This window comes from candidate division WOR-3 bacterium (genome assembly GCA_039802005.1).
Taxonomy (GTDB): Bacteria; Hydrothermota; Tepidihabitantia; order SM23-42; family JAOAFX01; genus JAOAFX01.
In genome coordinates this window covers 1-6,946 of record JBDRVV010000057.1, presented here as the reverse complement: position 1 = coordinate 6,946, position 6,946 = coordinate 1, and the positions used below count along the sequence as shown (strand labels likewise).

At 36.7% G+C, this 6,946-nt stretch carries 5 protein-coding genes; all 5 read right to left on the bottom strand.

Features of this window, described 5'->3' with window-relative positions; all coding sequences use genetic code 11:
* Positions 1–2,938: diguanylate cyclase (locus ABIL69_11475; protein MEO0124608.1), on the bottom strand; the 2,938-nt coding region annotated here is incomplete at its 3' end.
* A gap of 88 nt (positions 2,939–3,026) precedes the next feature.
* Positions 3,027–4,265: an ABC transporter permease gene (locus tag ABIL69_11470; GenBank protein ID MEO0124607.1), complete on the bottom strand. Its 1,239-nt coding sequence runs from the start codon at positions 4,263–4,265 to the stop codon at positions 3,027–3,029.
* A gap of 3 nt (positions 4,266–4,268) precedes the next feature.
* Complete coding sequence (locus tag ABIL69_11465) at positions 4,269–4,937, bottom strand: ABC transporter ATP-binding protein (GenBank protein ID MEO0124606.1); 669 nt, start codon at positions 4,935–4,937, stop codon at positions 4,269–4,271.
* A 24-nt stretch (positions 4,938–4,961) separates the two neighbouring features.
* Entirely contained in the window at positions 4,962–6,053 is a 1,092-nt protein-coding gene (locus ABIL69_11460) for an efflux RND transporter periplasmic adaptor subunit (GenBank protein ID MEO0124605.1), read from the bottom strand.
* On the bottom strand, positions 6,050–6,946 hold an 897-nt coding region (locus ABIL69_11455), incomplete at its 5' end, for a TolC family protein (protein ID MEO0124604.1). The genes ABIL69_11460 and ABIL69_11455, both read right to left, overlap by 4 nt.

Genomic DNA, 6,946 nt, shown 5'->3' with positions numbered 1-6,946 from the left:
ACGGGAACAACAAGCGTCCAGGGGGCGTCGCCAGCGATGGCGAGTAGACGCGCTTGTGGTTGGTGGTGTTTGTCGAGGGTGCCATAGTGGCCTCCGTATGTTTAGCCCGCACTGGGGCTGGTATCTTTTTTGCCTGTTGCAGTCTTTTAGTAAGTAAAAGGTATTCAATCTCTTCAAATTGGCAATCATAAAAATATTGTTTTAATTTTAACTCCTTTGCATATTTATAAGCCCTTTTCAAATGTATTAATCCCTGCTTTCTTCTCCCATTCTCACGGTAGAATTCGCTGAGATGAACATTGATAAAACAAATTCCTTCAATAAAATTTGTTTCTTTTGCGTATTCAAGTGCCGATTTAAAATTCTCCAGAGCCTCATCATACATCAATCTACGCATGTGGATGATTCCGAGGTTATCATAAAGAAATACTATATCCCTTTTCGCACTAATTAACTTTGCAATCTCAAGAGATCTCATACAATATTCTTCTGCCTTTATTAAATTATAATGAAAATAAAGACTGCCCAGGTCTAATAGTGTAACTGTTATCCCTGCCTGGAAACCAATCTCTTCATATAATCTTAATGCATTTTTGTAATATTCCTCGCTCTGAGAAAAATTTAATTGTTGTTGATAGACAACTGCCAAGTCAAGATAACATGCCGCCATACCTTTTTTATCATTTAATTTCTGCCTGATCTCAAGTGCCTTCTTGAAATAAGATATCGCCCCTTCAAGTTTTCCAAGATATAGTAGTGAAACACCTAATGTAATATAAATTGAACCTAATTCCTGCCCCGGTATCTGCTTTGCTCTTTTCAACAATTGTTCGCATTCTTTTTTCGCCTTCAAATATTGTCCAAGCCTTGTGTAAATCCAGGCGATACCGGAACTGAACTGATAATATGCACTGGTCCGAACAGTTAGTTTCAATCCTGTATTGTAGTACTTTAAAGCCATCTTATATTCACCCATATTTTCATAAATCTGTCCAAGTTTACTATAAATCTTATAGTCGTTTGGATTAATTTTCAAACAATCATTCAAATGTTCAATCGCTTTTTTATTCTCCCCCATCAAGAAATATATTTCGGAAAGGTTAAATTTTATCTTAAAAATCTCATCTATATTCTCCTCAAATCGCAAAGCATTGGTTAAAAATTTTACCGCCTGTTTATGGGCATAATTCTCTTTACACTTCATACCCGCCTGTTTTGAATATAGTAACGCCTTTGCTGGCTCATTCGCCATCACAAAATGATGGGCAAGTTGCTCATAATAACTGGGCAAACGGGTGTGGAAATACTTTTCTATTGCCTCACCAACCTGCTTGTGGTATCTCATCAAATTTCCACGCGAAATATTTTTATATACAATCTGTCTCACTATATCTTCGCTGAAAAAGAAAAAATCTTTGATTCTCTCCTTAATAAATCCCAACTTCAATAAATGGTCAACAGCATCTATGATCTCACCAACGTTCTTATGCGCACACAATGCAATTATCTCATCATTAAATTCCTGACCATAGACAGAACAAATTTCAAGAATTGATTTCGTTTCTTCATCAAGGAACTGGATCTTTCTCAATATCGTTGCTTCAATACTTGAAGGTATTTTTAATTCTTTTTCTGATAAAATAATCCATTCCTTTCCATTATAATATATTTTATTCTGTCTCTCCAGTTCCCTTAAAATTTCCTCAATATAGAAGGGATTCCCGCCACTTAACTTGAAAATAAATTTTGACAGCGAAATTGATACATTTCCCATTATCATTCCAAGAAGGTTTGAAACCTGAGTTTCGCTGAGTGGCATTAGTTCAATTTTTGTAAATAAATTCTCACGCGCCCATATCCCAAAGTAATTATAAACAGCCGCATTTTTAATCTCTTCAATCCTATACGTCCCAATGATTTTCAAATTCCTGGGCGGTCGTCTAATTAAAAAATCTAATAGTTCACAACTTGAAGAATCAGTCCAGTGTAAATCATCAATCAACAAAAGCACGACCTTTGGTATCAACAACTCAGCCAGTTTATTAAAAAATAAGTTAATGCTGTCATAAAGACGATATTTGTCCAATTCTTCAACTTTTGATGATATAACTTTGTCTTCGGGAAACAATTTTATTAATTCCTGGCGGTGAATATCGGGGATCTGCCTCATAACCCGCTGAATCATTGCAAAATCCGTATTAACAACCTCTCTGAACATATTACAAAATGGATGGTAAGGAACTGAAGCAAGTGCCGCATATGAAATAGCACGTAAATATATGCAATCAGAAAAAAGATTCTTTAACTCAAGGGCAAGCCTTGTTTTCCCAACACCTGCCTCACCGTATATAAAAATTGTATTGAATTCTCTTAAAACTTTTGAACATACATTGAATTCACTCTCCCGTCCGATAAAAACTTTTGCAGGCAGTTCAATCTTTTTTGTTATTTCTACTTTTAATCCAATTCTATTTTTACCTTCTTTTTTTGCCTGATACATCAACCTATCTGCCTGGTTGATCAAAGTCTCAACATTTGTTCCATCATCAGGATATAACGCACAGCCTATACTACAATATATTTTATGGTTAAAGATTTCAGTCTGATTTAAATTGGCTAATATCCTCTGGGCAAGTTCCATTAAACCATGGAAATCGGTGTTGGGTACAAGCACAATGAATTCGTCTCCCCCATAACGAACAAGTGAGTCTACTTCCCGCACCGTTTTTTTCAAAAAATTACTAAATTCTATTAAAACTTTATCACCTTCCAGGTGTCCATAATTGTTGTTTATATCCCGGAAGTTATCAAGGTCAATTACAATCAACCCGAATTTCGTTGCAAAGCGATTCGCCCGCTTTATTTCATTATCAACCCAGTAATATAAGAACCGACGGTTATAAATGCCCGTCAACTCATCATAATATACTTCTCTCATGAGCAAATTATATTCAGAAAATTTTCTGAGTCAATTTAGATTATCATAACCTGATATCCTGATACTCTGATATCCTGTTCTTCCTTCTTTACTCATACCTCAATGCCTCAATAGGATTTAGTGATGCGGCTTTGCGCGCAGGATATATGCCAAAGAATATGCCCACTGCCGAAGCAAATCCAAATCCTAAAAAAATCATCCAAGGACTCACCGCCGCCTTCAGCGGCGAAACGATTGAAATCAATAAGGCAAGCAAGACTCCGAGTATAATACCAATAACTCCCCCTACAAATGCGAGAACCACGGATTCCGTTAAAAACTGGAATAAAATATTTTGGTTTGATGCACCAACTGCCTTGCGAATACCAATCTCCCTTGTCCGTTCTGCAACTGAAACAAGCATAATATTCATTATTCCAATTCCTCCAACAACCAGTGATATAACTGCAATCGCAACGATTGCAACAAAACCTACCCGAGTTATATTCTGATATAACTCAAACAACATCTGCTGGGTGCCCAATTCAAAATCATCAGGCTGATCAAGACGTAATCCGTGGCGCCGTCTCATCAACTCTCTTATTTCATCCATTGCCTTCTCAACTTTTTTGGGTTTAGGTATAACACTTATTGTATATCCACCAAAAGCCTTTTCAAATATAGTCGTTTTACGACGGGGAAAGATTTTTTCGTAAAATGTATAAGGAATGACAATGAAGTTATCCATACTTTGACCAAGAAATGAACCCTTTTCTTTATAAACTCCTATAATCCTAATTCGGTGAGCGCCAATATTTAGGTCCTTCCCGATTGGTGTCTCATCACCAAAAAGATTTTTGGCGACATAAGACCCTATAACACCAACATTTCTCCTATATAAAATATCATCACTACTTAAATCTCGCCCAATCTCCACAATATAATTATGTGCCTTTGAAAAATTTTCACTCGAACCTTCAATTGAAGTTCTGGCAACTTCTTTATCTCGATATTTCAATTTGGAATAATTTTGTTCAATCGTCGGTATTGCAGTTTCTACTGAAGGTAATTGTTTAATCGCAAAAACATCGTCTGGGGTCAAATCAGGGCGCGCAGCAATCTCCTCAATGTTGGCTGGTCCCATCTGAACCATTGAATATTTGGTGACGAATATCAAATCCGAACCAATTGACCGTATTTGCCTCGCCACGGATTGGTTTAAACCCTCAATCAAAGACAGAATGGCAATTACTGTGGTTACACCAATAATAATTCCTAAGGTCGTCAAAAAAGACCTCATTCTATGTGTCTTAAAGGTCTGGAGTGCTAAATTAAAAATCTCACCCATAATCTATTCACCCACAATCTTACCATCAATAATTCTGATTATCCTCTTGGCGTGCTTGGCAATATTAGGATCGTGGGTTACCAGAACCACGGTCCGACCTTCATTATGCAACTTATCAAACATATCCATTATCTCTGTTCCGGTTCTGGTATCCAAATTGCCAGTTGGCTCGTCGGCAAAAATTATTTTTGGGTCGTTTATCAAGGCACGGGCAATTGCAACCCGCTGGCATTCACCACCTGATAATTCATTCGGTCGGTGTTTCACCCTATCGGCGAGTCCAACCTTTTTTAACATCATCTCTGCCTGCTCAATTCTTTCGTTTCTCTTAACCCCGGCATAAATCAAAGGTAAAGCCACATTTTCTAACGCAGAAAGTCGGGATAGAAGATTAAAATTCTGAAAAACGAACCCGATGTATTTGTTTCTGATTCGGGCAAGCTCTATATCCGTGTAATCTGAAACTTTTTTATCTTCAAAGTAATATTCGCCCCGTGTAGGGATATCAAGGCAACCAAGAATATGCATCAGCGTAGATTTTCCTGAACCTGATGGTCCCATTATAGAAATATATTCATTCTCTCCTATCTCTAAACTTACTCCCCTGAGTGCTTCAACTTCAACTTTACCGAGGTTGTATTTTTTGTATATATCAATCGCTTTACAGAGCATGTTATTTAGTAAGGCACTGATAAATCATTTGTTTTTTTCTACTTCCTTAAAATCCACCCTTGTGCCGTCTTTTAATTTTAAAAGAATACGGTATGGTCCAATAATAACTGTATCACCCTCATTTATACCTGAAAGTATTTCTATTTCTTTGTCACTCGATATGCCCGTCTGAATTTCCTTTAGAACTGCCTTTCTATTTTCTACAACAAATATTGATTCTGTCATTTTATCTTTTATCTTTCTCTTTCCCACTGCTTGTATAGGAACATTTAGAACATCAGCCTTCTTACTGGTAATTATCTCTGCCTTCACATTCATTCCAGGTCTTAAACTTTCAGAAAAGTCTTTAAGTTCTATCTCAACTTCAAAATCGGTCGCCTTTTCTGTAGTAGTAGTTATTGAAGTTATCGGCATCAAACCCACTTTTGTTACCACACCTTTAAAAGTTGAATCAGGTAAGGCATCGGCAATCACTCCCGCCTCCTGTCCGATCTTTACCTTGGGCACTTCTGTCTCATCAATCTTAACAACCGCAATCATCCTGGACATATCGGCAATAGTTGCCAAAACTGTCCCCGCATAATTCAAGGTGCCCATCACCGCGGTCTCACCCTCTTCAATATTTAACTTCATTATCCTCCCTGATATTGGTGCATATATCTTTGTCTTCTTGTATGCATCAAGAGCCTGCTCATAGGTTGCCTTTGCTGACTCATAATTCAACTCTGCGTTTTCAAAATTTTCTTTGCTCACCAGTCCCTTTTCATAAAGGCTCTTAGTTCTATTAAATACCTGCTCTGCCTGCTTTAATCTCACTTCAGATAATTTATAATTTGCGCTTGCCTGTGTATCATCCAGTTCTATCAATAAACTACCTCTTTTCACAAAATCACCCTCTTTATAATAAATCTTCTTTATCCTGCCTATTGCCTCTGCTGAAATATCAACCTGTGATTTTGCCTTAAGTTCTCCATCTGCGTTTACTTTTGATACAATCTCACCTTTTTTTGCAATCTCAATTTCCACATTTTCTCCACCCGATTTCTGGGTGAGGTTGAGTATTACAATCAACAGCACAATAACGATAATCCCTATGATTATAAATATTTTTTTCATTTTTGCTCCCGAATAGTTATACTACCCAATAAATATGAAAGGGTTGATTGATTGGAATAATATCCATTCAATGCCTGGACCAAATTCACACGCGCATTATAATAATCCTCTTCAGTGCGCAATAAGTCTAAAAATGAAATCACACCAAGACTGTATTGCTCACGCGCAATAATAATCGCTTCCTCAGCAAGTTCTAAACTCTTTTTTGAAAATCTTAACTTATCAATTGACTCCTGCAAACTATAATAACTTGTATGTAAAGCCTTTTCGGATTCAAGGACAGTTTTTTCCATATTGTATTTCTTTATCCTTAAATCCTTCTTTGCCGTAATATAATTGAATATCAAGGTCTTTATCTCAAATATTGGAAAACTGATGTTTATTCCATAATTCTTTGTTGCATTATCCTTGAGATAATCAAAATCAAGATCAAAAGAATCAACACTTGTGTTATAACCATAAAAAATAGAAACCCTTGGCATAAATCCAAATATAGAAAACCATAAGTTTGCACGGGCAAGGTGGTTCATCTGCCTTGATAATTTGATACCAAAATTTGCCTTTAACAATATTTCCTTTAATGAATCAAGAGAAGGCAGAGTAAATGTATCAGGGATAACAAAAGAATCTTTCGGAAAAACTTGATGCTGAATATTGAGCAATGATTTTAATTCCTGCTGTGCCTGGGCTTCAAGGGCCTTTGCCTGTGAATTGCTCTGAAGGGTCTGAAGATAAAAGACATCAGCCTGGAGTAACTCAAGTCTTGATGCAGAACCGAGTTCATATTTCGTTTCAACAAGTTTTTTATTCTCCAGCGCACGCTCCAGTGCCTTCTGGGATGAATTCAGTAATTCATTTGCAGTGATAAGATTGTAATATGATTTCTTTATATT

Bases quoted from the DNA above. Each gene is read 5' to 3' on its own strand.
- ABIL69_11470 (MEO0124607.1), bottom strand. From the start codon at position 4,265: ATGGGTGAGATTTTTAATTTAGCACTCCAGACCTTTAAGACACATAGA.
- ABIL69_11465 (MEO0124606.1), bottom strand. From the start codon at position 4,937: ATGCTCTGTAAAGCGATTGATATATACAAAAAATACAACCTCGGTAAA.
- ABIL69_11460 (MEO0124605.1), bottom strand. From the start codon at position 6,053: ATGAAAAAAATATTTATAATCATAGGGATTATCGTTATTGTGCTGTTG.